The sequence below is a fragment of the Nocardia sp. NPDC059691 genome (assembly GCF_042733915.1).
GTDB classification, from domain to species: Bacteria; Actinomycetota; Actinomycetes; order Mycobacteriales; family Mycobacteriaceae; genus Nocardia; species Nocardia sichangensis.
The window spans coordinates 242,063-267,003 of sequence record NZ_JBHWFB010000008.1 but is presented as its reverse complement, the minus strand read 5'-3'; the positions used below and the strand labels follow the sequence as shown (position 1 = coordinate 267,003).

General features: G+C 68.7%; 24 protein-coding genes. 15 read left to right on the top strand and 9 right to left on the bottom strand.

Translation table 11 applies throughout. The features are described from left to right. Positions 1 to 9 precede the first annotated feature (9 nt). Entirely contained in the window at positions 10 to 978 is a 969-nt protein-coding gene (locus ACFV2O_RS19780) for a carbohydrate kinase family protein (protein WP_355072915.1), read from the bottom strand. A gap of 252 nt (positions 979 to 1,230) precedes the next feature. Then, positions 1,231 to 1,581 (bottom strand): iron-sulfur cluster assembly accessory protein, encoded by a 351-nt coding sequence (locus ACFV2O_RS19775; RefSeq protein ID WP_355072914.1) that lies wholly within the window; start codon positions 1,579 to 1,581, stop codon positions 1,231 to 1,233. A 256-nt stretch (positions 1,582 to 1,837) separates the two neighbouring features. On the opposite strand from ACFV2O_RS19775, the gene ACFV2O_RS19770 reads away from it, so the two are divergent. Beyond that, positions 1,838 to 2,452 (top strand): DUF3043 domain-containing protein, encoded by a 615-nt coding sequence (locus ACFV2O_RS19770; protein ID WP_355072997.1) that lies wholly within the window; start codon positions 1,838 to 1,840, stop codon positions 2,450 to 2,452. Positions 2,453 to 2,480: 28 nt separating this feature from the next. Here ACFV2O_RS19770 and ACFV2O_RS19765 read toward each other — a convergent pair whose 3' ends face one another. Further along, the gene (locus tag ACFV2O_RS19765; protein WP_379253047.1) at positions 2,481 to 2,642 is read right to left on the bottom strand and encodes a hypothetical protein; all 162 of its coding nucleotides are present in this window, start codon (positions 2,640 to 2,642) and stop codon (positions 2,481 to 2,483) included. Between the two features lie 85 nt (positions 2,643 to 2,727). On the opposite strand from ACFV2O_RS19765, the gene ACFV2O_RS19760 reads away from it, so the two are divergent. From ACFV2O_RS19760 to ACFV2O_RS19740, 5 genes are all read left to right on the top strand, one after another. Beyond that, positions 2,728 to 3,696 (top strand): helix-turn-helix domain-containing protein, encoded by a 969-nt coding sequence (locus ACFV2O_RS19760; protein ID WP_355072910.1) that lies wholly within the window; start codon positions 2,728 to 2,730, stop codon positions 3,694 to 3,696. 403 nt (positions 3,697 to 4,099) lie between these two features. After that, positions 4,100 to 4,660, top strand: coding sequence for a bifunctional adenosylcobinamide kinase/adenosylcobinamide-phosphate guanylyltransferase (gene cobU, locus ACFV2O_RS19755; RefSeq protein ID WP_364427899.1), 561 nt, complete (start codon positions 4,100 to 4,102; stop codon positions 4,658 to 4,660). Between the two features lie 154 nt (positions 4,661 to 4,814). Continuing rightward, positions 4,815 to 5,894 (top strand): nicotinate-nucleotide--dimethylbenzimidazole phosphoribosyltransferase, encoded by a 1,080-nt coding sequence (gene cobT / locus ACFV2O_RS19750; protein WP_379253046.1) that lies wholly within the window; start codon positions 4,815 to 4,817, stop codon positions 5,892 to 5,894. A 166-nt stretch (positions 5,895 to 6,060) separates the two neighbouring features. Next, positions 6,061 to 6,816: an adenosylcobinamide-GDP ribazoletransferase gene (locus tag ACFV2O_RS19745; protein WP_379253045.1), complete on the top strand. Its 756-nt coding sequence runs from the start codon at positions 6,061 to 6,063 to the stop codon at positions 6,814 to 6,816. Positions 6,817 to 6,914: 98 nt separating this feature from the next. Further along, on the top strand, positions 6,915 to 7,628 hold the full coding sequence (locus ACFV2O_RS19740; RefSeq protein ID WP_355072903.1) for an MBL fold metallo-hydrolase: 714 nt from the start codon (positions 6,915 to 6,917) through the stop codon (positions 7,626 to 7,628). Between the two features lies 1 nt (position 7,629). On the opposite strand, the gene ACFV2O_RS19735 is transcribed toward ACFV2O_RS19740, so the two are convergent. The 3 genes from ACFV2O_RS19735 to ACFV2O_RS19725 all read right to left on the bottom strand — a co-directional run bounded on the left by ACFV2O_RS19735 (position 7,630) and on the right by ACFV2O_RS19725 (position 10,584). Further along, entirely contained in the window at positions 7,630 to 8,727 is a 1,098-nt protein-coding gene (locus tag ACFV2O_RS19735; protein ID WP_355072901.1) for a branched-chain amino acid aminotransferase, read from the bottom strand. Between the two features lie 106 nt (positions 8,728 to 8,833). Next, the gene (gene gcvT / locus ACFV2O_RS19730; protein ID WP_379253044.1) at positions 8,834 to 9,934 is read right to left on the bottom strand and encodes a glycine cleavage system aminomethyltransferase GcvT; all 1,101 of its coding nucleotides are present in this window, start codon (positions 9,932 to 9,934) and stop codon (positions 8,834 to 8,836) included. A gap of 44 nt (positions 9,935 to 9,978) precedes the next feature. Beyond that, positions 9,979 to 10,584 carry a GNAT family N-acetyltransferase gene (locus ACFV2O_RS19725; RefSeq protein ID WP_379253042.1) on the bottom strand — a complete coding sequence of 202 codons (606 nt, stop codon included), beginning with the start codon at positions 10,582 to 10,584 and terminating at the stop codon, positions 9,979 to 9,981. Positions 10,585 to 10,694: 110 nt separating this feature from the next. Here ACFV2O_RS19725 and ACFV2O_RS19720 point away from each other — a divergent pair, with 110 nt between their 5' ends. Together ACFV2O_RS19720 and ACFV2O_RS19715 are read left to right on the top strand one after the other, a co-directional pair. Next, complete coding sequence (locus tag ACFV2O_RS19720) at positions 10,695 to 11,495, top strand: TetR/AcrR family transcriptional regulator (RefSeq protein WP_379253041.1); 801 nt, start codon at positions 10,695 to 10,697, stop codon at positions 11,493 to 11,495. 9 nt (positions 11,496 to 11,504) lie between these two features. Next, positions 11,505 to 13,016 (top strand): leucyl aminopeptidase, encoded by a 1,512-nt coding sequence (locus ACFV2O_RS19715; protein WP_379253039.1) that lies wholly within the window; start codon positions 11,505 to 11,507, stop codon positions 13,014 to 13,016. A 203-nt stretch (positions 13,017 to 13,219) separates the two neighbouring features. Here the strand turns inward: ACFV2O_RS19715 and ACFV2O_RS19710 are convergent, their stop codons facing one another. Continuing rightward, on the bottom strand, positions 13,220 to 13,582 hold the full coding sequence (locus ACFV2O_RS19710) for an oxidoreductase (RefSeq protein ID WP_379253038.1): 363 nt from the start codon (positions 13,580 to 13,582) through the stop codon (positions 13,220 to 13,222). 260 nt (positions 13,583 to 13,842) lie between these two features. Between ACFV2O_RS19710 and sucB the strand changes: the two genes are divergently transcribed. The 7 genes from sucB (at position 13,843) to ACFV2O_RS19675 (ending at position 22,050) form a co-directional block, all read left to right on the top strand. Further along, positions 13,843 to 15,624 carry a 2-oxoglutarate dehydrogenase, E2 component, dihydrolipoamide succinyltransferase gene (gene sucB, locus ACFV2O_RS19705; protein WP_379253037.1) on the top strand — a complete coding sequence of 594 codons (1,782 nt, stop codon included), beginning with the start codon at positions 13,843 to 13,845 and terminating at the stop codon, positions 15,622 to 15,624. A 19-nt stretch (positions 15,625 to 15,643) separates the two neighbouring features. Next, positions 15,644 to 16,552: a TIGR01777 family oxidoreductase gene (locus ACFV2O_RS19700; protein ID WP_379253036.1), complete on the top strand. Its 909-nt coding sequence runs from the start codon at positions 15,644 to 15,646 to the stop codon at positions 16,550 to 16,552. Further along, positions 16,549 to 17,085 carry a GNAT family N-acetyltransferase gene (locus tag ACFV2O_RS19695; RefSeq protein WP_379253035.1) on the top strand — a complete coding sequence of 179 codons (537 nt, stop codon included), beginning with the start codon at positions 16,549 to 16,551 and terminating at the stop codon, positions 17,083 to 17,085. The genes ACFV2O_RS19700 and ACFV2O_RS19695 overlap by 4 nt, the downstream gene beginning before the upstream one ends. Positions 17,086 to 17,444: 359 nt before the next feature. Next, the gene (gene lipB / locus ACFV2O_RS19690; protein WP_355072887.1) at positions 17,445 to 18,191 is read left to right on the top strand and encodes a lipoyl(octanoyl) transferase LipB; all 747 of its coding nucleotides are present in this window, start codon (positions 17,445 to 17,447) and stop codon (positions 18,189 to 18,191) included. 10 nt (positions 18,192 to 18,201) lie between these two features. Beyond that, complete coding sequence (gene lipA / locus ACFV2O_RS19685; RefSeq protein ID WP_379253034.1) at positions 18,202 to 19,242, top strand: lipoyl synthase; 1,041 nt, start codon at positions 18,202 to 18,204, stop codon at positions 19,240 to 19,242. 126 nt (positions 19,243 to 19,368) lie between these two features. Further along, positions 19,369 to 20,802, top strand: coding sequence for an ATP-binding protein (locus tag ACFV2O_RS19680; RefSeq protein WP_379253033.1), 1,434 nt, complete (start codon positions 19,369 to 19,371; stop codon positions 20,800 to 20,802). A 669-nt stretch (positions 20,803 to 21,471) separates the two neighbouring features. Further along, positions 21,472 to 22,050 carry a transglycosylase SLT domain-containing protein gene (locus ACFV2O_RS19675; RefSeq protein ID WP_379253032.1) on the top strand — a complete coding sequence of 193 codons (579 nt, stop codon included), beginning with the start codon at positions 21,472 to 21,474 and terminating at the stop codon, positions 22,048 to 22,050. 185 nt (positions 22,051 to 22,235) lie between these two features. On the opposite strand, the gene ACFV2O_RS19670 is transcribed toward ACFV2O_RS19675, so the two are convergent. Then, positions 22,236 to 22,925 carry an esterase/lipase family protein gene (locus ACFV2O_RS19670; RefSeq protein ID WP_379253031.1) on the bottom strand — a complete coding sequence of 230 codons (690 nt, stop codon included), beginning with the start codon at positions 22,923 to 22,925 and terminating at the stop codon, positions 22,236 to 22,238. A 552-nt stretch (positions 22,926 to 23,477) separates the two neighbouring features. Further along, on the bottom strand, positions 23,478 to 24,698 hold the full coding sequence (locus ACFV2O_RS19665) for a helix-turn-helix domain-containing protein (protein ID WP_379253030.1): 1,221 nt from the start codon (positions 24,696 to 24,698) through the stop codon (positions 23,478 to 23,480). Positions 24,699 to 24,941: the final 243 nt, after the last annotated feature.

Sequence of the window (24,941 nt, the reverse complement as noted above, 5' to 3'; positions counted from 1 at the left end):
TCGCACGGTCTACAGCAGCGTCTTGATGTCCGCCGCGGCTTCGGGACCGTAGGCCTGGCTGAGGCGCTCGAGCGCGGACTCCTTGGTCAGCGTCCACTCCTGGGTGCCCATGGTCTCCAGCACGAGCACGGCGATCAGCGAGCCCAGCTGCGCGGAACGCTCCAGGCTCAGCCCGGCGGTGTGCGCGGTGAGGAAGCCTGCGCGGAAGGCGTCACCGACGCCGGTCGGCTCGACCTTCTCGATCTCGGGCACGACGCCGACGGTCACGTCGGTGCCGTCGCGATCGACGATCCGCACGCCGTCCGCGCCCAGGGTGGTGACGCGGACGCCGACCTTCTGGGCGACCTCTTCCTCGGTCAGGCCGGTCTTCTGCAGCAGCAGGCCCCACTCGTACTTGTTCGTGAAAAGATATGCGGCGCCGTCGATCAGCTGCACGGACTGGTCGCCGTCCAAGCGGGCCAGCTGCTGCGAGGGATCGGCGGCGAACGGGATCCCCAATTCGCGGCACTCGGCGGTGTGCCGCAGCATCGCCTCCGGGTCGTTGGCGCCGATCAGGACGAGGTCGAGGTCCCGCGTCTCGGCGAGTTCGGCGATGGAGATGTCGCGGGCCTCACTCATCGCGCCGGGGTAGAACGACGCGAGCTGGGCCATGTCGTCGTCGGTGGTGCAGACGAAACGCGCGGTGTGCGCGCGGTCGGACACCAGCACGGTGGAGCAGTCGACCCCGTGCTTCTCCAACCAGGCGCGGTACTCGCCGAAGTCGGCGCCGACGGCTCCGATCAGCAGGGGCGTCCGATTGAGCAGGCCCATGGCATAGGCGATGTTGCCACCGACGCCTCCGCGACGGATCTGCAGATCGTCGACGAGGAAGCTCAGCGACACGTGGTCGAGCTGATCGGCCAGCAGTACGTCGGCGAACCGTCCGGGAAAACGCATGAGGTGGTCGGTCGCAATGGACGCGGAAACGGCGATGGACACGTGGCTGAGCCCCTTCAACGGTAGGCGGCAGGCGGTGCAGACCGGGACGCGAGTCCCGATCTCACCGTAGCTGATGCCGCCTCTCCGGGTCTTCAGGCCGTACTAGTTGAGCGGCACCGGATTTGCGTTCAGGTCTTGCGCAAGTGCCGCTCGGGTCCTGGGCGTTCCCGACGAGTTACCCATGTCCTTACGAGATCAGTTGTTCCGATCGAACGCGGCCGATCTCCGCGACCGCGCCGGGACGCTACTACCTCAGTTGAAGGAGTCGCCGCAGGCGCAGGAGCCGGTGGCGTTCGGGTTGTCGATGGTGAAGCCCTGCTTCTCGATGGTGTCGACGAAGTCGATCGAGGCGCCCTGCACGTACGGCGCGCTCATCCGGTCGACGGCCAGCGTGACGCCACCGAAGTCGACGGTCAGGTCGCCGTCGAGCGAGCGGTCGTCGAAGAACAGCTGGTAACGCAGGCCGGCGCAACCACCCGGCTGCACCGCGATCCGCAGCGCCAGGTCGTCGCGGCCCTCCTGGTCGAGCAGGGCCTTCGCCTTCGTGGCGGCGGCGTCGGTCAGAGTCACACCGTGGGTGGCGGTCTCGTTCTGCACAGTCATGAACTCTCCTCGAGGAACCTGTGGTCGAACCCGTGGAACAGCGCACGGGTCGTGTCGGTAAACACCACTCGGCGGGCTGCTATTCCTCCATCTTGCCACCAGCCGGTCCGCGGTGACACGCAACCTCCGTGAGCCCGCACACTCCGGGCGAATCGGACCGCATTTCTCGCCGCGCCACCCATCGAATAGCCTGGTCGGTGTGAAATTGTTCCGTCGCGGCGAGTCCAGCACCACCGACGCGACCGCCGCATCGACGGTGGTCACGAACGGTGACTCGGCCGCAAGCAGCACCCGCGCGGCGGCCACGGCCACCGCGGGCAAGGGCCGTCCCACCCCGAAACGCCGTGACGCGCAAGGCAAGCGCCGCGGCCCGATAGCACCCGCTCCGCTCACCGCGAAGGAGGCCCGCGCCCGGCGCAAGGCCGCGCGGGGCACCAGAGCGGAGCGCAAGGCGGCGTCCGCGAAGCGGCGCGAGGCCGCCGCGGATCGACGGGAGCGCATGCTCGCGGGCGAGGACAAATACCTGCCGCCCCGCGACCAGGGCCCGGTCCGGGCCTTCGTCCGCGACATCGTCGACGCCCGGCGCAACCTGGTCGGCCTGTTCATGCCGATGGCGCTGGTGCTGATCTTCTCGATGTTCCTCGCGCCCGCGCTGCAGACCGTCGTCACCCTGGCCATGCTGGTGATGATGCTGTTCATGGGCATCGAGGGCGTCCTGCTCGGCCGCGTGGTGAACAACCGGGTCAGGGAGCGTTTCCCGGAGACCACCGACGGCGGCTACCGCCTCGGCTGGTACGCCTTCGTCCGCGCCTCGCAGATCCGCAAGATGCGCGCCCCGAAGCCGCGAGTAACCCCCGGCGAAGCTGTGTAGTTTTGCCAGCGCCTACGGCGCTGGCCGGTCAGCGGTGGTGGGTGTTGCGGCCGAGCATCGCCGTCAGCTCGGAGTGCAGCCGCTGTACGTCGCGGTCGATCACTTGCGCGGATCCCGCGCGGTCGGTGCCGCGGGCGATGAGTGTGGCGAAAGCCACGATGACCGCCAGGGTGATGAGAAAAGTAACCATGGCAGTAATTTTGCGGTCAGTGATTTACCGCCGAAAGTGGCGGTACTGACATTGTTCGCAAAAATACGGCCACTAGACTGGGCGCATGCTGTCGAAGGTCGCCGTGGTGCTGTCCGAACGCATGGCCATGTTCGAATTCGGGGTCATCTGTGAGGTTTTCGGCCTCGACCGCACGGCCGACGGACTGCCCGCCTTCGATTTCCGGGTGTGCGGGGCCGAGCCGGGTGTCCCGCTGCACTCGACCAGCCCTGGCATCACAGTCACACCGGAGTACGGGCTGGAGGAACTGGCGGCGGCCGATCTGGTGGCCATTCCCGCCGCCGCGGCCGACCACGGATTCGATCCGCGGGTCGTCACGGCCATCCGCGACGCTGCTGCCGCCGGGGCGACCGTGCTCACCGTGTGTTCCGGAGCGTTCCTGGCCGGGGCGGCCGGGTTGCTCGACGGCCGCAAATGCACCACGCACTGGCGCTACGTGGAGAAACTCGCGGCCGAGTACCCCGAGGCAACTGTCGATCCGGACGTGCTGTTCGTCGACGAGGGTGACCTGATCACCAGCGCAGGCACCGCCGCGGGCATCGATGCCTGCCTGCACCTGGTGCGGCGCGAACTCGGCAGTGGTGTGGCCAACGCGATCGCGCGGCGGATGGTGGTCCCCCCGCAGCGCGACGGCGGGCAGCGCCAGTTCATCGAACGCCCCGTCGCGGCCTGCACGTCCGACAGCCTCATCCCCACCTTGGAGTGGATGAACGAGCACCTCGACCTGCCGCACACAGTGGAAGACCTGGCCGCCCGCGCCAACATGTCCACCCGCACCTTCGCGCGCCGATTCGCCGCCGAGACCGGAACCACCCCCGTGAAGTGGCTCACCAACCAGCGCGTGCTGCTGGCCAAGCAACTGCTCGAGGAAACCGACCTCGGGCTGGAACACATCGCCGACCGCTCCGGCTTCGGCTCCGGCGCCCTCCTGCGCCACCACTTCCAGCGTCTCGTCGGCATCGCCCCCACCGAGTACCGCCGCCGCTTCGGTCGCAGCTCGGACACTCCCGCCTGATGACGGAACGGCGATGGGACCCGGCGGAATCTGCCGGACCGCGGCACTCACCCAACTGCACCGAGTCCGCGCGCTGAAAGGCACCGCATGAACCGCGGACATCGAACACGTATGTGGATCGCTACGGCCGACCTGGCGAGCATGACCGGCTGACTGGCCTGCGACATCGAAGAACACGACTCGCGTCCGATACGCAGTGCCTCGACGACCCCCTAGCCCGTAAGGTGCCCGACGATCCCGCCTGGGACCGGACCCGCCGCCACCATCTGTTCGGGCCTACCGCCGCGCCCGCTCGGCACGTCTCGCCGCAGGCCGCATTCCGAAGTTCGCCGGAGCACGGCACACGCCGGGCGGGCATCGGCAGTCACGCGGCAATCCGCCGTTCGATTGATACCGTGCACTCGTGTCGGAAAGTCCCTCGCCCGCGGCGGCGCGCAGCATCCTTGTTCTGGGTGGCGCGCGGTCCGGAAAGTCGGCGTTCGCGGAGGACCTCGCGCTTCGGGCCGGCGGCCCGGTGCGCTATCTCGCCACCGCCGTGCCCGATCCCGCCGACCACGATTTCGCCGAGCGCATCGCCAAGCATCGCGGCCGACGCCCGGCGGGCTGGTCGACCATCGAAAGCGCCGACCCGACAGCGATTCTCACCGCGTTCATGCCCACGCCGCCCGACGTGACCCTGATCGACGACATCGGTACCTGGCTGACCGCCCGCATCGACGCGCGCGAGGCTTGGGAGGCTCCGCGCGGCACGGTCTCCCCCGACACCGACGCACTGGTCGCGGCCGTCGCCGCCTACACCGGTGATCTCGTGATCGTCAGCCCGGAGGTAGGCATGGGCGTCATCCCGGCCACGCGTTCGGGCCGCCTCTTCCGCGACGAGATCGGCACCCTCAACCAGCGCTTGGCCCAGGTCTGCGACGAGGCTTTCTTGGTCGTAGCGGGCCTTCCCCTCCGTCTCAAGTAGCCCGCGCGACGACGAGCGACGACCGGCGGTGAACCGCGCGGATCGGTCGCACCGCCCACCGCCGGAGATCAGGTCACGGACCCACGGCGCGAAGGGGCAATGGCAAGATTGGGCGGCGTAGTCGGCGGAACCGCCATGACCGAAAGGCTCGATAGTGACGCACGGATTCGGACCGGTAGCGCCTCCGGACACACAGTTTCGTGCGGCGGCCGAGCAACGGCAGGCGCAGCTGACCAAACCCGCTGGTGCACTGGGCCGATTGGAGCAACTCGGCAACTGGGTGGCGGCCTGCCAGGGCACGTGCCCGCCGAAGCAGTTCGAGCGCGCCAGGGTCGTGGTCTTCGCCGGGGATCACGGCATCGCGCGGCACGGGGTGTCGGCGTATCCGAGTGAGGTCACCGCGCAGATGGTCGCGAACTTCCTGGGTGGCGGCGCCGCGGTGAACGCGCTGGCGGCGGTGGCGGGCGCGACGGTTCGGGTGGCGGACATCTCCGTCGACGCCGACACCGATCCGCAGGTGTCCGAGCACAAGGTGCGCCGCTCCAGCGGGGCGATCGATCGCGAGGACGCGCTCACCGCCGAGGAGGTCCGAGCGGCGATCGAAGCAGGCCGTGCCATCGCCGACGAGGAGATCGACGCGGGCGCCGACCTGCTGATCGCGGGTGACATGGGCATCGGCAACACCACTCCGGCCACCGTGCTCGTCGCGAGCCTGACCGATACCGAGCCGGTCGCGGCGGTCGGCCGCGGCACCGGCGTCGACGACGCCGGATGGATCCGCAAGGTCGCCGCGATCCGCGACGCGATGCGCCGCGCCCGCCCGGTGGTGAAGGACCCGGTCGAACTTCTCCGCGTGGCCGCGGGCGCCGACTTCGCCGCGATGGCGGCGTTCCTCGCCCAGGCCGCCACCCGTCGTACGCCCGTCGTCCTGGACGGCGTCGTCGTCACGGCCGCGGCGATGATCGCCGAGGATCTCGCCGCGGGCGCGAGCGCCTGGTGGCTGGCCGGTCACCGCTCCACCGAACCGGCACACGAACTCGCGCTGCGGCACCTGCGCCTGGATCCGCTGCTCGACCTGACCATGCGCCTCGGCGAAGGCTCCGGCGCGCTGACCGCCCTTCCGATCCTCCGCTCGGCGGTGGCCGCGCTCGCGGAGATGTCCACCTTCGCCGAAGCGGGCGTCAGCACCTCCGACGCCGAACCGGCGAGCGCCCCGCCGAACCTGCGCAAGTGAAGTCCGCCCTGCCGCGAGGCCGCCGCCTGCCTCCGACTCGGCGCGGCTGCCGTGACCTGGTTCCTGCGGGACAGTTCAGTGCTTCGAGCGGTGATCCGCAGGCGTCGGCAGTCCGCCCGCGGCACCCGGCCCCCAGGGAAGCGCCGCCCGTCCGCGGAGGACCGGCGTGAACGGGGTTCGGCTGGCGATCTCCTGGCTCACGGTGCTCCCGGTGCGCGGGCCGGATGCCGTGGACCGCGCGGCGGCGGGGCGGGCGATTCTGCTGGCGCCGCTGGTCGGCGCCCTGCTCGGGGCCGGGGCGGCGGGCCTGCTCTGGGCGCTGACCAGGGCCGGGGCGAGCGCCGCGCTGTCCGGGCTGCTGGTGGTCGGCGCGCTGGCGTTGATCACCAGGGGTATGCATCTCGACGGCCTGGCCGACACCTTGGACGGGCTCGGCAGCTATGGGCCGCCGGAGCGGGCAAGGCAGATCATGAAAACCGGCGGGGCCGGACCATTCGGCGTCGCCGGGCTGGCGTTCGTCATCGGCATACAGGCGTTCTCGTTCGCGTCCTTGGCCGATTCGGGCCGGTGGTTCGCCGCCGCTCTCGCCGTGGTGACCGGCCGTGTCGCGGTGATCCTCGCTTGCCGGGGTGTCCCGGCCGCGCCGGGCACCGGGTTCGGTGTTCTGGTGGCAGGCACGCAATCGGCCGCCGCCGCGGTCATGTGGCCGGTGACCGCGGCGGGTCTCGCCGTGTTCGCCGTGCCGGGCCGCCCGTGGCTCGGCCCGCTGGCCGTGACGCTCGGACTGGCCGCGTCGAGGGTTCTGGTCCGGCACTGCGCGCGCCGTTTCGGCGGGCTCTCCGGTGACGTCCTCGGCGCCGCGATCGAGACCACGGTGGCCCTCACCGCGGCCGTGCTGTCCCTCACGATCCAGCCCGGCTGACCGTCTCCGGCGGGCCTTTGGGGGCGAGAGTCTGGGTCACTGGAATTTTTCCGGCGGTGGCGCGCGGATCGTCTGGGTCGGGCAATAAGGTGGGCGGTATGTCTTCTGAGCGCCTGTACTTTCGCCAGCTGTTGTCGGGACGCGACTACGCCGTGGGCGATCCGATCGCGACGCAGATGCGCAACTTCGCGTATCTGATCGGCGATCGGGAAACGGGCGACTGCGTGGTGATCGATCCGGCCTACGCCGCGGGTGATCTGGTGGACATCGCCGAGGGCGACGGCCTGCGGCTGAGCGGGGTGCTCGCCACCCACCACCACCCCGATCACGTGGGCGGCACGATGCTCGGCTTCACCCTGCGCGGTGTGCGCGAGCTGCTCGAAAAGACAAGCGTCCCAGTGCATGTCAACGCCAAAGAACTGCCGTGGGTGGCCAACGTCACCGGGATCGCCGAGAGCGAGTTCACCGGCCACGAGCACGGCGACAAGGTCACCGTCGGAGCTTTCGACATCGAGTTACTACACACGCCCGGCCACACGCCGGGCAGTCAGTGCTTCCTGTTCGACAACCGCCTCATCGCGGGCGACACCCTGTTCGTCGACGGCTGTGGCCGCACCGATTTCCCCGGCGGCGATTCGGACGAAATGTTCCGCAGCCTGCGCTACCTGGCCGGACTCGCCGGCGACCCGGTCGTCTATCCGGGCCACTGGTACTCGCAGGAACCCAGCGCCGCGCTGTCTACTGTCCGGGACAAAAACTACGTCATGCGTCCGCAGACGCTGGAGCAGTGGCACATGCTGATGCCGGGCTGAGTCACATCCGCCGCATCCACCCGTGCTTGTCGGCGAAGGTGCCGCGCTGGATGCCGGTGAGGGTGTCGCGCAGGGCCATGGTGACCGCGCCGGGCTCGCCACCGCCGATGGTGAATTCGCCCTCACCGGAGCGAACCCAGCCGACCGGCGTGATCACCGCGGCGGTGCCGCACGCGAAAACCTCGGTGATCTCACCGGATTCGGCGCCCTTGCGCCATTCCTCGACCGAGATCTTGCGCTCCTCGACCGGGAAGCCGGAATCGGCGGCGAGGGTGAGCAGCGAGTCGCGGGTGATGCCGGGCAACAGCGAGCCGGACAGTTCCGGGGTGACCAGCCGCGCGTCGGAGCCCGAACCGAAGACGAAGAACAGGTTGTTGGTACCCATCTCCTCGACGTAGCGGCGCTCACACGCGTCCAGCCACACCACCTGGTCGCAGCCCTTGGCCGACGCCTCGGCCTGGGCCAGCAGCGAAGCCGCGTAGTTGCCGGCGACCTTCGCCTCGCCGGTGCCGCCCGGCGCGGCGCGCACGTATTCGGTGGACAGCCAGACCCGCACCGGCTTGACGCCACGCGGGAAGTACGCCCCCGCCGGGGAACCGAGCAGCAGGTACTTGTACGCCGCGGCGGGCTTCACGCCGAGTCCGGCCTCGGTCGCGAACATGAACGGCCGCAGGTACAGCGATTCCTCGCCGCCCGCCGCGGGCACCCACTCGCGGTCCACCTCGAGCAGTTGGCGCACCGACTCGATGAACAGCTCGTCGGGCAGCTCGGCCATCGCCATCCGGCGAGACGACCGGCGGAAACGCGCGGCGTTGGCGTCGATGCGGAAGCAGGAGACGCTGCCGTCACCGTGCCGGTAGGCCTTGAGTCCCTCGAAGATGGCCTGGCCGTAGTGGAACACCATGGTGGCGGGGTCCAGCGCCAGCGGCCCGTACGGCTCCACCCGCGCGTTCGTCCACGTGCCGCCGACGTAATCGATCGAGACCATGTGATCGGTGAAGTACCGCCCGAACCCCGGCTCCGCCAGTACCTCCTGTCGCCGCTGCGCCGGAAGCGGCGCGGGGTGCGGAATACGGGTGAACTGTGCGGCAGCGGTCATGGCGACGATCCTATCCGGCCCGATTCCGCCCATTTCGCCTTGGTCCACACCCCTCAGCGCGGCGCCGCCCGCAGCCGATCGCCCATGCGTCCGGGAGAAGGACGGGTCACTTGGTGCTGGTCCGCACGAACGGCGGGCGCACGATTTCGCAGCGCACGCGGCGGCCGCGCACGTCGACCTCGACCTCGGCGCCGGGTTGGATGTCCGCCGCGGTGTCGAGCAATGCCAGCGCGATGCCGACCTTGAGGGTGGGCGAGAAGGTGCCGGAAGTGGTTTCGCCGACGGGCTCGCCATCACGCAGCACGGTCTGCCCTTGCCGGAGCACACCCCGGTCGAGTGCTTTCAGCCCCAGCAGGATTCGGCGCGGACCGGCCGACTTCTCCTGTTCCAGAGCGGCCTTCCCCCAGAACTCCGGCTTCTGCCAGCCGACCGCCCACCCGCAGCGCGCCTGCACCGGGGAGATGTCCAGGGAGAGTTCGTGCCCGTGCAGCGGATAGCCCATCTCCGTACGCAGGGTGTCGCGGGCCCCGAGCCCGGCCACCTGCCCCTCGGCGGCGCGCACCCGCTCGACCAAGGCGCGGAACAGCGATTCGGCGTCGGCCCAGCGCGGCAGCAATTCGTAGCCGTGCTCGCCGGTGTATCCGGTGCGGCAGACCCGGACGGGACGGCCGTCCCACTCGGCGTCGGCGTAGGCCATGTACTCGAGGTCGGTGGGCAGCCCGAGCGCGCTCAGCACCTCGCCGGAGCGCGGGCCCTGCACGGCGAAGACGGCGTAGTCGCGGTGCTCGTCGGTCACCGTGATGCCCTCGGGCGCGACCTTGCTCAGTTCCGCGACGACCGCCGCGGTGTTGGCGGCGTTCGGCACCAGGAAGATCTCCTCGTCGCCGACGTAGTAGGCGATCAGGTCGTCGATCACTCCGCCGTCCGGGGCGCAGCACAGTGTGTACTGCGCCTTGCCCGCCCGGATCCGGCCGAGATCGTTGGTCAGGGCCGAGTTCACGAACGCCGCCGCGCCCTGGCCGCGCACCGTCGCCTTGCCGAGATGGCTGACGTCGAACAGCCCCACCGTCGTGCGAACCGCTTGGTGCTCGGTCACCGTGCCCGCATAGGACACCGGCATCTCCCAGCCGCCGAACGGCGCGAAGGTCGCCCCCAGCTCGACGTGCACGGCGTGGATGGGTCCTTGCAGCAGGTTCGTCTCGGTCACCAGCCGAGCTTATCCGGGACCAGGGCGTCCGACGCTCGCACGCGCTAACGCCGGAACCACATCGGGATGAGCGTCGGGCCGTTCTGCGGCAAAGTGTGCGTCGTTCCGGTCGGCGCGAATCCGCAGCGGCTGTAGAGCCGAGCGGATCGTTCGGTGCTGGCTTCCAGGAACGCCGGGACGTCCGCTTCGGACGCCGCCTTCAAGCGATCGGCGAGAATCGCCGCTCCGGCTCCCTTTCCGCGATGCTCCGGCACCGTGACGATCACCTGCAGGTACCGATGCGGGAACTCCCGGGGGTGTTCGCGGGCGAGCAGGTCGGTGACGATCACCAGCCGCTGCGCCACGCGCAGATCGGGAGCCTGCTCGAGCATGGTCCGCGCCTCGGCGGCTTCGTCGGCGAATCGTTCGACCGAGGTGACGTGCTGCCAGATCGACATCGACCAGATCTCCTCGCCCGCGCCCGCGACCCAGATCTCGTCGTCGCGCAACGCTCGATCGACCAGACCGGGCACGAACGCGGTACGGAAACCCGTATCGGGCTGTCCTTCGAGCACCCACGCGGTCACCACCTCGTCCGCGCTGGCGATGCCGAACGCCTCGATCAGCGCGTCACGGTCCTGGACACCCGCCTGGCGAGCGGTGATCTCCATCCGCCTCCCCCTTTCCCTGCGAACACCGTACTCACGCATGAATCTAGGCAGGTCGAAGCCGTATCACTACCATTTCGTCACACCTGTTCGTGTGTCGAAACGGAATCCGGATGACCTGCGCTATCTGCCACGGCGACCTCGCCCAGCCCAGCCGGGGCCGACGGCGCAAGTACTGCTCGCGCTCCTGCCAGGCCCGCGCCTATCGCGCCCGCCGCGCGGCGATTCCGGTGCGCCGCCCCACCCGTCCGGCGCGGCTCACCACCGTCGGCATCGCACGCGCGGCGGTGGAGCTGGCCGACCGCGACGGGCTCGACGGTCTCACCATGCGCCGCCTGGCCGGCGCGCTCGGCGTCGCGACCGCCACCCTCTACCGCCACTTCCCCGACCGCGAAGCGCTCCTGGCGAGCATGGCGGAGCTGGCGCTCGACGAGATCCCGCCGCCCGGGACGGAGTGCGGCGGCTGGCGTCCCCGGCTACGGCACGAAGCGCACGAGGAGTGGCGCCTCTACCGCAGGCATCCGTGGATGCTGCCGCTGCTGGCGCGCGTCCGTCCGCCCCTGGGCCCGGCGCTGCTGGACGTCCTGGAGCGCAACTTCGCCGCCCTCGACCATCCCGGCCTGACCCGGCAGACCGGATTCGCGATCTACCTCGCACTGTCGGGCCTGGTCCAAGGGCTCGCGCTGTTGTGGAGTTCCGAGCGCGCCGACCGCCTCGGCGATCCGCGCGACGCCGCCGAGACGGCCGCGCCGCGCGATCTCGCCGAACTGCTCGACCCGGCGCTGCGTCCCGTCCTGCACCGTTACTTCACCGACCTCTCCACCTTCGAGATGGACTTCGACGACCTGCTCGCGACCTCGGTGGAACTCCTGCTCGACGGCGTCGCGGTGCGCCATCCGGAACGAAGCGAATAGCCTGTGCCAATGACCGCTGTTGCAGATCGCTCGCTCGGACCGGAACTGGCACGCACCGAGACCATCGGCGCGGACACCGATGTGCTCGTCATCGGGTTGACCTCCTCGGAGGACGGTCCCGCCATCGTGCCCGAGGACCTGTTCGGCGACGTGCTCACCGCCGACGTGCGCGCGGAACTGCTCGATCAGCTCGGCGTGGTGGGCGCCAAGGGCAAAGCCGAGGAGCTGACCCGCATCCCGGCGCCGGTCGGGCTGGACGGCGTGAGCAGCGTCCTGGCCGTCGGCCTCGGCTCCGCCGAGAAGCTCGACGCCGAGCAGATCCGCCGTTCGGCCGGTGTGGCAGCCCGCTCGCTGTCCGGCACCGAACTGGTGGTGACCACGCTGTCCGGGCTGGATATCGGCGCCGCCGCCGAGGGCTTCTACCTGGGCGCCTACTCGTTCACCCCGTTCCGCTCGGACAAGTCGGCGCCCAAGCCGGACGAGCGGCCCGTGGCCCGCGTCGAGTTGCTCGTGCCCGAGCCGGGATTCGGCGAAGAAGCCTTGTTCCGCGCGCAGGTCACCGCCGAGGCCGTCGCCACCGCACGGGATTTCGTGAACACCCCGCCCAGCCATCTGTTCCCGGCCGAGTTCGCGTCGCGTGCTCAGGAACTCGCCGAGGCCGCGGGCCTCACCGTGCAGGTGCTGGATGAGAAAGCGCTGGAAGCGGGCGGTTACGGCGGCGTGCTCGGCGTGGGCAAGGGTTCCTCGCGCCCGCCGCGCCTGATCCGGATCACCTACGCGGGCGGCCCGAAGAAGGTCGCCCTGGTCGGCAAGGGCATCACCTTCGACACCGGCGGCATCTCCATCAAGCCCGCGCAGAACATGGAGAACATGACCTCCGACATGGCGGGCGCCGCCGCCGTGATCGCCACGACGCTGCTGGCCGCGCGGCTGAGCCTGCCGATCACCGTCACCGCGACCGTGCCGATGGCGGAGAACATGCCGTCGGCCACCGCGCAGCGCCCCGGCGACGTGCTCACCCAGTACGGCGGCATCACCGTCGAGGTGCTCAACACCGACGCCGAGGGCCGGTTGATCCTCGCCGACGCGATCGTGCGCGCGAGCGAGGACGACCCGGAGTACCTGATCGACGTGGCCACCCTGACCGGGGCGCAGATGGTCGCGCTCGGCACCCGCACGCCCGGCGTGATGGGCACCGACGAGTTCCGCGACCGGGTTGCCCGCATCTCCCGCGAGGTCGGGGAGAACGGCTGGGCCATGCCGCTTCCCGCCGAACTGCGCGGCGACCTGAACTCCAAGATCGCCGACCTGGCCAATGTCGCGCCGCACCGCTGGGGCGGCATGCTGTCGGCCGGGCTGTTCCTCAAGGAGTTCGTCCCGGAGAACGTGCAGTGGGCCCACCTCGACGTGGCGGGCCCGGCCTATAACACCGGCGGTCCGTTCGGCTACATCGGCAAGGGCGGCACCGGCGTCCCCGTTCGCACGCTGATCGCCGTGCTCCAGGACATCGCCGGGGAGTGAGCGCGACGCGCGTCGTCCGGGACGACTCCCGGACGACGCGCACAGGCCACCCCGCCCGACCGCATCACGTGTTCCATGCTCCTGGCCGGACTCCGGACCGACATTCCGGCGCGTCCGGCTCGCGTCACTGACGGCAAGCGAGACGGCTCCGCGGCACCCCCACGGGTCCGGCGGGAATCGGGCGCAACGGACAATCCGACGGCTCAGAGGTCGTACAGATCCCGCTCCATTTCGCGCTGCCGCTCCACTCGCTTACGCGCGTCGTAGTCGCGCATGCGTTGCGGATACCCGGTCTTGCGGACGTCGTAGACGGGGATGTGCAAATCCTTGGCAAGCCGTTGCGCCCCGCGCTCGCCGACGATCCGGCGTGTCCATTCACCATCCGCGGCAATAAGGACAACTGTGACATCTGTCACCGTGGTCTTCGGTTCGATGTAGCCCTCGACGCCCACATGCGTGCGCACCCAGTCGGCCAGATGACGAGCGTCCGGCCCGGACACCGAACCCCCACGTGAAGTGCCGCCACCCCGGGCAGCGCCGCCGCGGAAACGATCCAGCAAACCCAACGACGCCGACCTCCTTTCCTGCACCGGAGAATGTTCACCGCCGGTCTTCCCATACTGCCAGCTCCGCGCAGTACGCCGCCCTGTGCTACATGGCTTGCGCGCGAGTGCAAGGATGGACCGCGGTACAAGAACCACACGGATCTCCGGTGCCACGCACAATGATCGGTGGCTTCCGGACTCCCGTCGCGACCCGCGCCGGGCGTCCGCAGTGAGATCAACTGTTGTAGAACCCCGTCGAGCAGTCAGAGGAGTCAACGGACATGGCCTTCTCCGTCCAGATGCCCGCTCTTGGTGAGAGCGTCACCGAGGGAACGGTGACCAGGTGGCTGAAGCAGGAAGGAGACACGGTCGAGGTCGACGAGCCGCTGCTCGAAGTCTCCACCGACAAGGTCGACACCGAAATCCCGTCCCCCGCGGCGGGTGTGCTGTCGAAGATCGTCGCGAACGAAGACGACGTGGTCGAGGTCGGCGGCGAGCTCGGCGTGATCAGCGAGCCCGGTGAGGCGGCTTCTTCCGCTCCCGCGCCCGCTCCCGAAGCCGCGGCGCCCGCGCAGGAGACCCCGGTCCCTTCGGAGGAAGCGCCTGCCGCCGAGCCCCAGCCCGCTCCCGCCGAGCAGCCCGCGCCCGCCGCCCAGGCCGCTCCCGCGTCGTCGGGTGACGGCACGCCGGTGAAGATGCCGGAACTCGGCGAGTCGGTCACCGAGGGCACCGTCACCCGCTGGCTGAAGGCGGTCGGTGACGAGGTCGCCGTCGACGAGCCGTTGCTCGAGGTCTCCACCGACAAGGTCGACACCGAGATCCCCTCGCCCGTCGCGGGCACCCTGCTGGAGATCTCCGCCCAGGAAGACGACATCGTGGCCGTCGGTGGGCAGCTCGGCGTCATCGGCAGCGGAGCACCGGCGGCCGCCGCCCCGGCTCCCGCGCCCGCCCCGGCACCTGCTCCGAAGCCCGAACCGGCCCCGAAGCCCGAACCGGCCCCGGTCGCCGCCGCCCCGGCTCCCGCACCCGCCCAGGCTCCCGCTCCGGCTCCGGCGCCCAAGCCCGAACCGGCTCCCGCGCCCGCCGCCGCGGCGGCCGCCGAATCCTCCAACGGCGCAACCCCGTACGTCACTCCGCTGGTCCGCAAGCTGGCCGACGAGCACAACGTCGACCTCGCCGCGATCACCGGTTCCGGTGTCGGGGGCCGCATTCGCAAGCAGGACGTGCTCGCCGCCGCCGAGGCCAAGAAGGCTCCTGCTCCGGCGGCTGCTCCCGCCGCGGCCGCGCCCGCCGCACAGGCGCCCGCCGCGCCCGCCGCCGCCCGTTCCCAGCTGGCCCACCTGGTCGGCACGGTGCAGAAGGCCAACCGCATCCGCCAGATCACCGCGACCAAGACCCGCGAGTCGCTGCAGACCACCGCGCAGCTGACCCAGGTGCACGAGGCCGACGTCACCAAGATCGCGGCGCTGCGCAAGCAGGCCAAGGCCGCGTTCAAGGAGCGCGAAGGCGTCAACCTGACGTTCCTGCCCTTCTTCGCCAAGGCCGTGGTCGAGGCGCTGGGCGTGCACCCGAACGTCAACGCCAGCTACGACGAGTCCAGCAAGGAGATCACCTACCACGCCTCGGTGCACCTCGGCATCGCCGTCGACACCGAGCAGGGCCTGCTGTCCCCGGTGATCCACAACGCCAGCGACCTGTCGCTGGCCGGGCTGGCGCGCGCCATCGCCGACATCGCCAACCGGGCCCGCAACGGCGGACTCAAGCCCGACGAGCTGGCCGGCGGCACCTTCACCATCACCAACATCGGCAGCCAGGGCGCGCTGTTCGACACCCCGATCCTGGTTCCGCCGCAGGCGGCCATGCTGGGCACGGGCGCGATCGTCAAGCGTCCGGTCGTCGTGACCGACGAGACCGGCAACGAGTCCATCGGCGTCCGCTCGATGTGCTACCTGCCGCTCACCTACGACCACCGCCTGATCGACGGCGCCGACGCCGGGCGCTTCCTGACCACGATCCGTCACCGGCTCGAGGAAGCGGCGTTCGAGGCCGATCTCGGCCTGTGAGGAAGGTCCCGCGGCACGTATGAAGGTCGTGATCGCCGGCTCGTCCGGGTTGATCGGGACGGCGCTCGTCGCGGCTCTGCGCCGCGACGGGCACGAGGTCGCCAGGCTGGTGCGCAGGAAAACCGCGGGTCCGGACGAATTCGCCTGGAACCCGGCCCGCGCCCACCTGGACGAGCGGGCGCTTCGCGGCGCCGACGCCGTGGTCAACCTGTGCGGCGCGGGCGTCGGACGGCGCCGCTGGAACGGCAGCTTCAAACAAGAGCTGCGGGACAGCCGGATCACGCCCACCGACGTGCTGGCCGGGGCGGTGGCCGACGCGGGTGTCCCCGTGCTGCTCAACGCCAGCGGCGTGCACTACTACGGCGGCGCGACCGGCGATCGGGTAGTGGACGAGTCATCGCCCGCCGGTTCCGGATTCCTGGCCGCGCTGTGCCGTGACTGGGAGAAGGCGACCGAACCCGCCACGGCGGCCGGGGCGCGCACCGTGCTGTTGCGCAGCGCCGTGGTGCTGTCCCGGGCCGGTGGCCTGCTCGGCATGCTGCACCCGCTCTATGCGGTCGGCTTGGGCGGGCGGCTGGGCAACGGTCGCCAGTACACGCCGTGGATCTCGATGGCCGACGAGATCGGCGCGATCGTCTTCGCGCTCACCCATGACACGATGTCCGGTCCGATCAACGTGGTCGGTCCCGCACCGGTCACCAACGCCGAGTTCAGCCGCGCGCTGGGCCGGGCGCTGCATCGCCCGACTCCGCTCGTCATCCCGGCATTCGCGCTGCACGCGCTGGTCGGCGAGATGGCGCGGGAGGCGATCCTGCACGGCCCGAGGGCCATTCCCACCGCGCTCGAGGAAGCGGGCTACCAGTTCCACCACCCCACCATCGGCGCCGCGCTCGCGGCCGCGGTGGGACGACCCGGAGATGTTCGATGACCGACCGACTCGACACCAGGCCCGCCACCGTCATCCGCGACGCCACCACCGACGATCTTCCGGCGATCCTCGACATCCACAACGCGAATATCGCCACGTCCACCGCGATCTGGGACACCGAGCGCGTCGGCTTGGACGAACGCCTCGGCTGGTTCCGTGCCCGCACCGGCGCGAGCCTGCCCGTGCTGGTCGCCGAGATCGGCGGGGAGCTGGCCGGTTACGCGAGCTACGGGCCTTGGCGAGCCAAATCGGGATACCGCTACACGGTCGAGAACTCCGTGTACGTCGACGAACGCTTCCAGCGTCGCGGCATCGCCACCGCCCTGCTCACCGAGTTGATCGACCGTGCGCGCCGCGCGGGCGCCGTGCACGCCATGATCGCCGCCATCGAATCGTCCAACACCGGTTCGATCGTGCTGCACGAACGCTTCGGCTTCCGCACCGTCGGCGTGCTGCCCGAGGTGGGCCACAAATTCGGCCGCTGGATGGACCTGACCCTCATGCAGCTGACCTTGCCGGTCGAGGTCGACTGACCCGCATCTTCGCACCTCACCTGCCGAATCTCGCGCGGAATACCAGTTGTTCGCGCGGCAATGCGCTCGTCTACGCAGGGCGGCCGGTCCGTAGTCGAGCCTCGGCGTCGCTGCGCGCGCGTCTTTCAGATCCTGCGGTCTCGGCACCTGCCCGCGAGACCCCATCGCATGGACCTGGCGACAGCCTCCGGGATGCGAGATCGCCTGTCTGGGATCAGGCCGAACAAGGACCGGGAACCTCCTCCGGTCAGCATAAGGGCAACCCTCCAGCTCTCCACCTGGCAACCCCGCCACGACTGTGGGGGTTCCCACATCGAGGTGCTGGAACCGGCCGTCCCCGTGGGCGTACCGTCGTCGCTGTGATCAACCCGCGCACCACCCGGTCCGCCCGATTCGATACGACCCCGATCGTGGTCGAGGATCTCGGACTCATCGACTATCACGCCGCCTGGGACCTGCAACGCGGCATCGCCGAGCAGCGCGCCGACGGCAACGGATCCGATCATCTGCTGCTGCTCGAACATCCGTCGGTGTACACCGCGGGCCGCCGCACCGAGGCCGACGACCTGCCCATCGACGGCAGTCCGGTGGTGCAGGTCGACCGCGGTGGCAAGATCACCTGGCACGGTCCGGGCCAACTGGTCGGCTACCCCATCGTGCGGCTCGCCGAGCCGGTCGACGTCGTCGACTACGTGCGCCGCCTCGAGGAGGCGTTGATCACCGTGTGCACCGGCCTCGGTCTGGTCTGTGGCCGCGTCGAGGGCCGCTCGGGCGTCTGGCTGCCCGCCACCGAGCTGTACGCCGAACGCAAGATCGCCGCGATCGGGGTGCGCGTGCAGCGTGGCGTGGCCCTGCACGGCGTCTCGTTCAACTGCAACGCCGCCATGGACGGGTTCCAGGCCATCGTCCCCTGCGGCATCCGCGACGCGGGCGTCACCACGTTGACCCGCGAACTCGGTCGAGAAGTGACCGTCGCCGAGATCAAGCCGCTGGTGGCCGACGCCATCATCCGCGCGCTCGACGGCGACCTGCCGGTCGGCGAGCACGATATCTCCCGCGTCACTCCTGGTGACACCACCCCGCGTACCACGAACGCGACGGCGTAAGGTCGATCAAGTGACCTCAGTCGATACCCCGACACCACACAACGCGTCCGCACCCAACGGCCGCAAGCTCTTGCGCATCGAAGCCCGCAACGCGGAAACCCCCATCGAGCGCAAACCCAAGTGGATTCGCACCCGCGCCACCATGGGGCCCGAGTACTCCGAACTCAAGGGTTTGGTGAAGCGCGAAGGCCTGCACACTGTTTGCGAGGAAGCGGGCTGCCCCAACATCTTCGAATGCTGGGAAGACCGCGAGGCCACCTTCCTGATCGGCGGCGAACAGTGCACGCGCCGCTGTGATTTCTGCCAGATCGACACCGGCAAGCCCGCTGCCCTGGACCGCGACGAGCCCCGCCGCGTCGCCGAGAGCGTCCAGGCCATGGGCCTGCGCTACTCGACCATCACCGGCGTCGCCCGCGACGACCTGGAAGACGGCGGCGCCTGGCTCTACGCCGAAACCGTCCGCACCATCAAGCGTCTGAACCCGCACACGGGCGTGGAACTGCTGATCCCCGACTTCAACGCGAACCCCGACCAGCTCGCCGAGGTCTTCTCCGCGCGCCCGGAAGTGCTGGCGCACAACCTCGAAACGGTTCCGCGCATCTTCAAGCGCATCCGCCCGGCCTTCCGTTACGAGCGCTCCCTCGCGGTCTTGACCGCCGCCCGCGAAGCCGGTCTGGTCACCAAGTCGAATCTCATCCTCGGCATGGGCGAAACCCCCGAGGAAGTCACCCAGGCCATGCGCGACCTGCACGAGGCAGGCTGCGACATCCTCACCATCACCCAGTACCTGCGCCCCTCCCCCCGCCACCATCCCGTGGACCGCTGGGTGAAGCCGGAGGAATTCGTCGAGCACTCCGAGGCGGCCGAGGAAATCGGCTTCGCGGGCGTCATGGCAGGCCCCCTGGTCCGCTCCTCCTACCGGGCCGGGCGGCTGTATGCCCAGGCGATGGCCCACCATGGCCGCGAGATCGCTCCCGAGATGGCGCACCTCGCTGAGGAGGGCACCGCCTCCCAGGAAGCCAGCTCGGTGCTGGCCCGCTTCGGCAACTGATCCTTACCGTCGGCCCTCGCGCCCAGCCTTCGCGCGCGAGGCCCGACGCGTGTCCGAAGCAGACCACACTGTGCTTAAACTAAGATTGATTCTTAGTAAGTTGTCACCTTAGTTCAGGAGGCGGGTGTGGAGTTCACCGGAAGGTCCGCAGACCTCGACCTGCTCACTCGTCAACTGAACTCGGTGATCGAGGGCGCCGGCACCACCCGGGGCCGTGGTGTCATCGTGACCGGTCGCCGACGGGTCGGTAAATCGCGGCTCGTCCAGGAATTCTGCGATCGTTCCAACCACGGCTACCTGGTCTTTCAGGCAACGCGCGGGCGCAATCCCGTTGCCGAGCGGGAGGAGTTCACCGCTACGGTCGCCCAGTCCGGGTTCGGACGCGCGGAATTGGTCAGCGGCTTGCAAGCCGGCGACTGGAATCAAGCTCTCCGGTCCCTGGCGATCGCCTTACCCGATGACGCGCCCTGTATCGCGGTCATCGATGAGGTGCCGTGGCTGGTCGAACAGGATCCGGAGTTCGAAGGCGCGTTGCAGACGGTGTGGGATCGCCACCTGTCGGCCAAGCCGGTGCTACTGCTCCTGGTCGGCAGCGACATCTCCGTCATGGAGGCACTCGGATCACGCGACCGGCCGTTCTTCGGGCGCGCGACGAAAATGACCGTCGAACCGCTGCATTTGGCCGATGTGCAGGCCATGACCGGCCTCGACGCCGCCGACAGCGTCGACGCGGTGCTGATCACCGGCGGATTCCCCGAGATCGTGAGTTCGTGGCGCCCAGGAATGAGCCGTGCCGACTTCCTGCGTGACGCGGCCGCGAATCCACTGGCCCCTTTGCTCGTGGCAGGCGAGCTGTCGCTGCTGGGGGAGTTTCCGGAGGGAATGCGCTCGCGCGCGGTCCTGGAAGCCATCGGCAGCGGAGAACGAACCTTCAGTACCATCGCCGCCCAAGCCGGTGGAACGAACGCACTGCCCGCGGGCACCCTCAATCCGCTGCTGAACATGTTGCAGGACAAGCGAATCGTTGCTGGCGATCTTCCGCTGTCCACGAAGCCGGATACCAAGAACAAACGCTACCGAATCGCCGACCCCTATCTCCGGTTCTGGCTCGCCTTCCTGGAACGCGGCATTCCACTCATCGAGCGCGGCCGTGGCGATGTCGCACTGAACCGGATCGAACGTTCCTGGACCACCTGGCGCGGACGTGCTATCGAACCGCTGGTCCGCGAATCCCTCATGCGTCTGCTGCCCGATGCGAGGTGGCCGGACACCGAGGCGGTCGGTGGCTGGTGGAACCGGCAGAACAATCCCGAAATCGACTTGATCGGGGCCGATCGAGAACCGGTCGCCAGGGCGGTGCATTTCGTCGGCTCGATCAAGTGGCTCGAAGATCGCCCGTTCGACCGCCATGATTACGACAGTCTCGCCCGTTCGCTGTCCGCAGTGCCCGGAACCGATCACGGCACCGCACTCGTAGCCGTCTCGCGATCCGGCGTCGCGAAGAACTTGCCGCTGGCATTGCATTGGGGGCCAGAGGATCTCGTTCGAGCATGGGAGTGAATCTCGATCCGAATCGGCCTGTTCAGCCCCGAGCGGACGCCCGGATAATCTGCGTCCACGACTCGAGGATGCCGAGCGATGCGAACGGAATCGACTCAGGAGACGGGCGGAACTTTTCGCGGAGCGCGATCTTGCAAGCCGGTAGGACTGGTTGCGAGGTAGTCGCGAGGTAATTGCCCATGCCCGCTTCGAGTTGTCAGCACAAGGGTGGATACCGAGTTCCAGTAATCGGATCGAGACAAAGTTGGTCTCGTTACTGCAAAATGCGAATTTGTGGTCCAAATCACGTTTGCTAGCATAATGCCTGGTAGTGGCGTTGATAGGTATAGCCGATAGGCGCTTACAAGATCACTTATCCGGATCATTAACTGACTGTTTGCCGTGCGTTAACCAGCCGTGATCAAGCTGAGATCAGGTCTGAGAGGGACCTGGGAAACAGCTCCACAGCCCACGGCTTGTTTCTCTTCGGGTACGGCAGCGGCACCGACGGGCATCGCCCCCGAGTCGTGCACCGCGTCGCGCCGCCAGGAATTCGAACCCTGGCCTTCACAACGAAATCCGAAAACCGCACACGAGCCGAGATGGCGAACACCTTACCTGGTGCCCGCCGTGGATCCGCGCTGGGTTTTCCCGGCCGGATCGCCGCACGAACAAGGAACTGATTTCTCGATGTCTGACGCACGCCTTTCTTTTCTCCGCCGCCCGTCCCTTCGTAAGGGCGCTGCCCTCGCCGCCACCGTCGGCGTGATCGCCGTCGGCTTCTCCGCCGGTGTGGCGGTGGCCGACGACAGCGCTCCGGCGCCCGTTACGCCGGTCGCCGCGCCGTTCGACCTCCCGGCTCTGCCGGGACTGCCCGCGCTGCCCGCGTTGCCAGGGCTGCCCGCGCCCGCGCCCGAGGGTCTCGTGCCCGCCCCGCCGCAGGTCTACGAGAACAACCTCGACGGCTGGATCCGCCAGTCCCTCGACGTCATGCGCCTGCACGGCATTCCGGGGAGCTACGAGGGCATCCACCGCAACATCATGCGCGAATCCGGCGGCAACCCCAAGGCCATCAACCTGTCGGACTCCAACGCCGCCAAAGGGACCCCCTCCAAGGGCCTGCTCCAGGTGATCGACCCGACCTTCAACGCCTACCACGTCGACGGCACCGCCTTCGACATCTGGGACCCGGTCGCCAACATCACCGCCGCCTGCAACTACGCGGCTCATCGGTACGGCTCGATGGACAACGTCAACGGGGCCTACTGAGCCTCGAACTCGGATCCGGCAAGCGCCTCCTCGTCTCCTCGACGCGGAGGCCCTGCCGTTTCCGGGTGCGACCGCACCACCGCGGCACCGCTGTTTCAGCCCTGTCCCCACGACTCGGGCTGGACTTCCTCGACGCGGAGGACGTCGACGCTTGCGGACAGCTTTGCCGGGCCGGGCTCAGCCGACTACTTCACGAAGTCGCGCACGCCCTCGAAAACCGTCGACGAGGACAGCAGCGCGATATGGCCGAGGCACGCCGTCTGGGTGTTGGTGGCACCGCTGAGAATCGTGCTCTGATCGGGGTTGATGATCTCATCGCACGGCGACCACCAGGTGCCGTAGTTCACCCGGCCGGGGGTTTCGTCGGTGCTGTTGAGTTCGGCGAGGAAGGCTGAGCCAGGCAGCATCTCCACGCAGGAGGCGTCGAAGCATCCGTTGGCGACGTCGGTGCCGTGATTGGGGCCGGCGATGGAGACCCAGTCGTCGACGACATTCAGGCCGTCCAGCTTCTTCAGGTACCAGCGACTGTTGAGGCCGCCCATCGAGTGGGAGATGATGTCGACCTTGGCGGCGCCGGTTTTCGCGCGCAGCGCATCAGCCTGCGCTTTCACCTGTAGTGCGATGTCCTTGTTCGACTGTGTGGTGTCGTAGCTGAATCGTGCCATCTCTTCTGCGGAGTACCCCGCGTCCAGGAATCTGCTCCACATGTAATCCCAGTCCGCCGCCGATCCGTGCCAGCCGTGGACGAAAAGGATAGGATCCCGCGCCGGCGCCGCAGCCGCCTGTGGCGTGGCGATGCCGAGTGCGGCCGTAGCCGTCGTGACCAGGGTGATTGCGGCCATGCCTAGGCGGCGCGTGATCGATGTGATGCGCATGATTTGACTCCGATCTGCTCGCTGCACTGCGAGCAGACAGAAGGTAGCGCCTCGAGGCTCATCCGGGGCATTGTGAGATTTGGTTGTTTCAACTCGCCGCCGAGTCCTTGGATCTCTCACGACATTCCGCGCAGAAGGTCCTGGGCGAAGCTACGCCGCGCCGACGAGCTGACAGCAGAGGGCAGGTCGGGAGAGGAGTCCTCGGGAGAGGAGTCCAGTGCCTCGAACCCGTGCCCGTTGAAGTCGCGGGCCGCCTACCGTGCATACGATTCCGGATACTCGCGTCAGCTCGGCAAGGAATCCGACCGGCTGATGCTTGTGCCGACGCCATCACCACTGCCCGCTGAATCCGGACCAGCCGCTTGCCGCGCAGCGGGATATGGGCCAGCTTGCGGCTGCCACCCCGGACCGTGGGTACCGCATCAAATTCCGGACGCGGCACCAGGGACGGCGCACCGCGCCAAGACCCACCTTCGAGCTAGACCTCGATGCGGCGAGTCCTGGGTCGCGCTTCCCACGAGCTGGTCGATGCCGACGAACGGATACGAGGTATCAGGCTTGTGCCGCACGCCGGGCCAAGAAGTCTCGAACCTCTGGAACCCGGGAATGACCGCGAACCTTATTCGCGATGGCATCGATGCGTTGATGCAGGCGCGTGGACGCGAGTCCGGCGATGGTGTCGTAGTTTTCGGCGAGCAGTGAGCATGCTCGTGCGACGTCACCGGCGCTGACCAAGTTGCGCGCGAGGTTGAGCTGCCACGCTGCCCGCTCCCTCGGCCAAGCCGATGAGCCGTCGATGGCAGCTTGCATGTGTGTCGTTGCTGCCGCGTGCTCTCCGACCCACATTTGGGCTTTGCCGGTGATGAAGTTCAGTTCGGCCTCGGGCAGGAACACCCACTCCGGATCATGCCCCCGAGTAGATTCATACGCACGGAAGGCCCTGCTGATCGCCGTCGTCATCGCGGTCTTGTCTCCACGCGCACCGTGGGCTTCGGCTTCCCGAACTGCCATCAGCGCACGCAGTTTCGGCCCGCCTTGACGAAGGGATGCCTGTGAGGCCGCCTGCGCGTATTGCACCGCCAAAGGGTTCTTTCGCATATCTCCGGGAAGGCTGATCATCAGACAGCTGGCATTCCCCAGTGCATGCGCCGCAGCGACCCCGTCACCTGCCGCATTGGCGGCGTTCGCCGCGTCCGCGTAATACCGCCGAGCATCGTCGAGGCGCCCGGCGTCGTAGTGCACCCAACCGGCGGCGGTCATCATCTCGGCGGCGGCGCTGGTGAGCGCACGCCCGACCGCCTCGGTGTAACTCCCCTGGTCGAGAAGCTGCTCGACATAGCGGACCTGATTGGCCGCCACCCGGCACAAACGGTCGCCGCCGACCACGAGATCCAGTTCGTGGATCTGATTCACGCTGTCGATGATGGCTTCGACATCGCTCGCGCCGACTTTCCCTGCGGACGCCGACGCGGCGTTCGCGGGGGCGGAAACCGACATCATGGCGGCCCCCGCGCTTACTGATGCCCCTGCTTTGAAGAAGTTGCGACGGTCCACATCTGCCTCCCGGTCCGACTCCACTACCAGTATGGCAAGCGGAACGTCCAGTGCACGGGCTACGAGCCGCAGGACGCGAACATCGTGCGAGGCCGGGCCGCCGCGCTCCAGACCCGAGACAGCGGGCTGCGAGAAGTTGATGAGCGCACCTAATTCCGTCTGCGTCATGCCGACGGATTTCCTGATGCGCCGGATCACTTCGCCCGTGGTCATGTACATGGCCGAGCGTCCCCCGATCGTTTGTCGAATTTCCCCACAGCTTTTACCCCGAAAGCGATTGCACCGGCAGGATATACGGCCCTTCGCATAGCCGGAACGGAAATCGCGATCCGTGCTCCCACCTCGGTGTTCGCGCGACCTACGTTCGCTCGCGGATGCCCGGTACCGGGGCGACGCCGCACTCTGCGCGGCGCACCAGCCCGCCAGAGTGGCGGGCCGGTGGCGACAGCCCCCGGTACCGGG

Excerpts from the sequence above, each read along its gene's own strand:
- ACFV2O_RS19775 (WP_355072914.1), bottom strand. The coding sequence starts at position 1,581 with ATGACTGTGCAGAACGAGACCGCCACCCACGGTGTGACTCTGACCGAC.
- ACFV2O_RS19765 (WP_379253047.1), bottom strand. The coding sequence starts at position 2,642 with ATGGTTACTTTTCTCATCACCCTGGCGGTCATCGTGGCTTTCGCCACA.
- ACFV2O_RS19760 (WP_355072910.1), top strand. The coding sequence starts at position 2,728 with ATGCTGTCGAAGGTCGCCGTGGTGCTGTCCGAACGCATGGCCATGTTC.
- ACFV2O_RS19740 (WP_355072903.1), top strand. The coding sequence starts at position 6,915 with ATGTCTTCTGAGCGCCTGTACTTTCGCCAGCTGTTGTCGGGACGCGAC.
- ACFV2O_RS19735 (WP_355072901.1), bottom strand. The coding sequence starts at position 8,727 with ATGACCGCTGCCGCACAGTTCACCCGTATTCCGCACCCCGCGCCGCTT.
- ACFV2O_RS19725 (WP_379253042.1), bottom strand. The coding sequence starts at position 10,584 with ATGGAGATCACCGCTCGCCAGGCGGGTGTCCAGGACCGTGACGCGCTG.
- ACFV2O_RS19720 (WP_379253041.1), top strand. The coding sequence starts at position 10,695 with ATGACCTGCGCTATCTGCCACGGCGACCTCGCCCAGCCCAGCCGGGGC.
- ACFV2O_RS19715 (WP_379253039.1), top strand. The coding sequence starts at position 11,505 with ATGACCGCTGTTGCAGATCGCTCGCTCGGACCGGAACTGGCACGCACC.
- sucB (WP_379253037.1), top strand. The coding sequence starts at position 13,843 with ATGGCCTTCTCCGTCCAGATGCCCGCTCTTGGTGAGAGCGTCACCGAG.
- ACFV2O_RS19700 (WP_379253036.1), top strand. The coding sequence starts at position 15,644 with ATGAAGGTCGTGATCGCCGGCTCGTCCGGGTTGATCGGGACGGCGCTC.
- ACFV2O_RS19695 (WP_379253035.1), top strand. The coding sequence starts at position 16,549 with ATGACCGACCGACTCGACACCAGGCCCGCCACCGTCATCCGCGACGCC.
- ACFV2O_RS19675 (WP_379253032.1), top strand. The coding sequence starts at position 21,472 with ATGTCTGACGCACGCCTTTCTTTTCTCCGCCGCCCGTCCCTTCGTAAG.
- ACFV2O_RS19670 (WP_379253031.1), bottom strand. The coding sequence starts at position 22,925 with ATGCGCATCACATCGATCACGCGCCGCCTAGGCATGGCCGCAATCACC.
- ACFV2O_RS19665 (WP_379253030.1), bottom strand. The coding sequence starts at position 24,698 with ATGTACATGACCACGGGCGAAGTGATCCGGCGCATCAGGAAATCCGTC.